Here is a 3,183-nt window from a genome sequence, read left to right on the forward strand (position 1 = left end):
GTCAACATTATCTGCTTTAGATACACGAATCACTTGACCAGAAACGTATGCTGAACGAGGAGAAATTAAGAAACGTAAAGTTGATTCAAGATTTGCTTCAGCGCCTTGATCAACATAAACTACTTGAGCAGTGATACCTTTTTTGAATTCTTTACCAACAGACTTGATAAAACCTTCAAGTGCACGTTGCGCAATCGCTTGTTTTACAGTCTTAGCTGTTTCAGGTGTTGTACCAATTACAATCACACGGCCAGAATTTGAGATTTGACGAGCGATTGGATTAAAGAAGTTGTACAACTCTTTTAATTGTTCTGAATTTTGGATACCAGAAGCATCGAATACAACTGCTTTAAATTTAGACTCTTTATCATCTGCATTTAAAGGGCGAAGATTTAAACCAACTTTTGCAGCAGTTTGTTGTAATTCAACATTATTACCTACATAGCTGTCTGCATGGATATTGCTAAGAATTTGAGCAATAGAAGCAGAAATCGTGCTTGAAGGTGCTGCGCCAAGCAATACTGCACCATTTACAACTGGTTGCGCACTTTCAAAACGGTCTAGAGCAGCTGGCGATGGCAAACCTAAATTTTTTACAACAAATTTACCCAAAGGAGATTGTGTAAATGCTTGGTATTGATCAGTCATGATTATTATCTCTCATACAAATGAATTTTTTTCAAACATTTATGACGTGTTGACCTTAGAACACAAAATCAATGTCTGATTGACTCGTAGCAAATCATACTTGAGTTCATGTCATGATGTCTTGACCTGAATGTGGTCTAAAGCGTCATTCTAGTCAATACAGCAGTATTTGAAATATGCTAATGTTATAGTGAGAATATCGCAATTATGCTTGGAAAAGCCTTATGAGCAAAACAACTCAAGAAAATCCAGCAGTCGAAAATTCTGCTCAAGAGAATGTGTCAAATACATCAAAAGCAACTTCTACTACACGTAAAGCTGCTAACACAACTCCTAAAGCAGCTAATACGACAACTAAAACGACTCGTACTCGTTCTACCAGTCGTAGTTCTAAAAGCACTGCTTCTTCTACATCTACTAAAGCAGCTTCAGCTAAAACAACCAAACCTTCTGTTCAACAGGATAAAACCATGAGCCAAAACACCGTTCGTCGTGTAGCCATTATCGGCGGTAACCGTATTCCTTTCGCTCGCTCTAACGGCGCATATTTCACAGCTTCAAACATCGATATGTTTACAGCTGCGTTAAACGGTTTGGTTGAGCGTTTCAACCTACAAGGCCAACGCTTAGGTGAAGTTGTTGCAGGTGCAGTATTAAAGCACAGCCGTGACTTCAACATGACACGTGAGTGTGTGTTAAATACTCAACTTGCTCCTGAAACTCCAGCTTGTGATCTTCAACAAGCTTGTGGTACTGGTTTGCAAGCAGCATTCCAAGTAGCAAACAAAATTGCTTTAGGTCAAATCGAAGTAGGTATCGCTGGTGGTGTTGATACAACATCTGACGCTCCAATCGCTTTCGGTGATGGTTTACGTAAAGCATTGCTTGAACTTAACATTGCTAAAACTGGTAAAGATCGTTTAAAAGCTTTATCTAAAATCAACGTTAAAGATCTTATGGATGCACCTAAAAATGGTGAACCACGTACTGGTTTATCTATGGGTGATCACCAAGCAATTACTGCTCTTGAGTGGGGTATTGCTCGTGAAGATCAAGATGCTTTAGCTGCAGCTTCTCACCAAAAAATGGCAAAAGCATACGAAGAAGGTTTCTTCGATGACTTAATTACTCCATTCTTAGGTTTAAGCCGTGACAACAACTTACGTGCTGACTCTACTGCTGAGAAATTAGCAAAATTAAAACCAGTATTTGGTAAGGGCGAAGCTGCAACGATGACAGCGGGTAACTCTACTCCACTTACTGATGGTGCTTCATGTGTACTTTTAGCTTCTGAAGAGTGGGCTAAAGCAAATGGTCATGAAGTTCTTGCTTACCTAACTTTCACTGAAACTGCTGCGGTTGATTTCGTTGGTAAAAAAGAAGGCTTATTGATGGCTCCTGCTTATGCAGTTCCACGTATGCTTGAGCGTGCTGGGCTTAAACTTCAAGACTTCGACTACTACGAAATCCATGAAGCATTTGCATCACAAGTACTTTCTACTTTGAAAGCTTGGGAAGATGAGAAGTTCTGTAAAGAGCGCTTAGGCTTAGATGCACCTTTGGGTTCAATTGATCGTAGCAAATTAAACGTTAAAGGTTCTTCTTTAGCTGCGGGTCACCCATTCGCTGCAACTGGTGGTCGTATCATCGCGACTGCTGCGAAAATCTTAAACCAAAAAGGTTCAGGTCGTATCTTAGTTTCGATCTGTGCTGCTGGTGGTCAAGGTGTAACAGCAATTATTGAAAAATAATCGTTAGCTTACATACTAAAAAGCTGAATCAAATGATTCAGCTTTTTTATTTAGATATTAAAACTCATAAAAATATTTATACTTATCTTGGTCTTTGAAACTTCACATAATAATCATTTAAAACTTTAATGATTTGCTTTAACTCTTTAAGGTTTTCTTCTGTATTTCCTAAGCGCTCAACAAATCGCTGTGAGTGCAATTCCAAATCAATCTTTTCATTAATTTGTGGTGCAATCCTAAACAGTTTCTCTAGATCATCAAATCGATCTAATTTTCGATTTGAGAAATATTCCAGACGAAATCCTAACTCATTCAAAACGATGCCCCTATAAATTGCACCGCGACTATCAAAAACCAAGTCATTTTCTTTAAGGAATAACTGTTCAGGTGTTTCCTTTGAACTTTTGAATAGGTTCGTTAGTTGGCTTAACATTTTGGAATTGATCATATGGCTATTTCGAGCCTATTAAACCGCTAAACCAATCATTGAAGCAACTGCTAGACTCCATATATAAAAAAGCATCTTCTAAAAGATGCTTTTTTACGATTTATTCTATTATCCGTACTGTTTCTTTAGATACTCAACAATTTTAGCTGATTCAAACATTTTCACACCCGTATTCGGATCAACCAAATATGGAACCTGAATATCTCGTCCCATCACTTCAACAGTCTTTTCACGCTTACCATTTGGTAGCGGAATATATTTTCCTGGTTTTAAACGCAAAATCGCAGGAGCCATATCTTGCCAACGCTCTTTCGGCACATTGTGCAACACATAAGG

The 3,183-nt window shown here is 38.3% G+C and carries 3 protein-coding genes and 1 pseudogene; 1 reads left to right on the forward strand and 3 read right to left on the reverse strand.

The genetic code is table 11. From position 1 onward, the window contains the following. Positions 1-648: pseudogene (locus tag B4F08_RS05225) on the reverse strand (short chain dehydrogenase); the annotation flags it as partial. 224 nt (positions 649-872) lie between these two features. Between B4F08_RS05225 and B4F08_RS05230 the strand changes: the two are divergent. Further along, positions 873-2,399 (forward strand): acetyl-CoA C-acetyltransferase, encoded by a 1,527-nt coding sequence (locus tag B4F08_RS05230; RefSeq protein WP_291373603.1) that lies wholly within the window; start codon positions 873-875, stop codon positions 2,397-2,399. 82 nt (positions 2,400-2,481) lie between these two features. Here the strand turns inward: B4F08_RS05230 and B4F08_RS05235 are convergent, their stop codons facing one another. Together B4F08_RS05235 and B4F08_RS05240 are read right to left on the reverse strand one after the other, a co-directional pair. Beyond that, the gene (locus tag B4F08_RS05235) at positions 2,482-2,832 is read right to left on the reverse strand and encodes a hypothetical protein (protein ID WP_075696634.1); all 351 of its coding nucleotides are present in this window, start codon (positions 2,830-2,832) and stop codon (positions 2,482-2,484) included. Positions 2,833-2,955: 123 nt separating this feature from the next. Then, positions 2,956-3,183 (reverse strand): glutathione S-transferase N-terminal domain-containing protein (locus B4F08_RS05240; protein ID WP_291373606.1); only part of this gene is annotated, 228 nt, incomplete at its 5' end.

Origin of the sequence: Acinetobacter sp. UBA6720, from assembly GCF_002454215.1 — a bacterium.
Classification (GTDB): domain Bacteria; phylum Pseudomonadota; class Gammaproteobacteria; order Pseudomonadales; family Moraxellaceae; genus Acinetobacter.

Bases quoted from the DNA above. Each gene is read 5' to 3' on its own strand.
- B4F08_RS05230 (WP_291373603.1), top strand. From the start codon at position 873: ATGAGCAAAACAACTCAAGAAAATCCAGCAGTCGAAAATTCTGCTCAA.
- B4F08_RS05235 (WP_075696634.1), bottom strand. From the start codon at position 2,832: ATGTTAAGCCAACTAACGAACCTATTCAAAAGTTCAAAGGAAACACCT.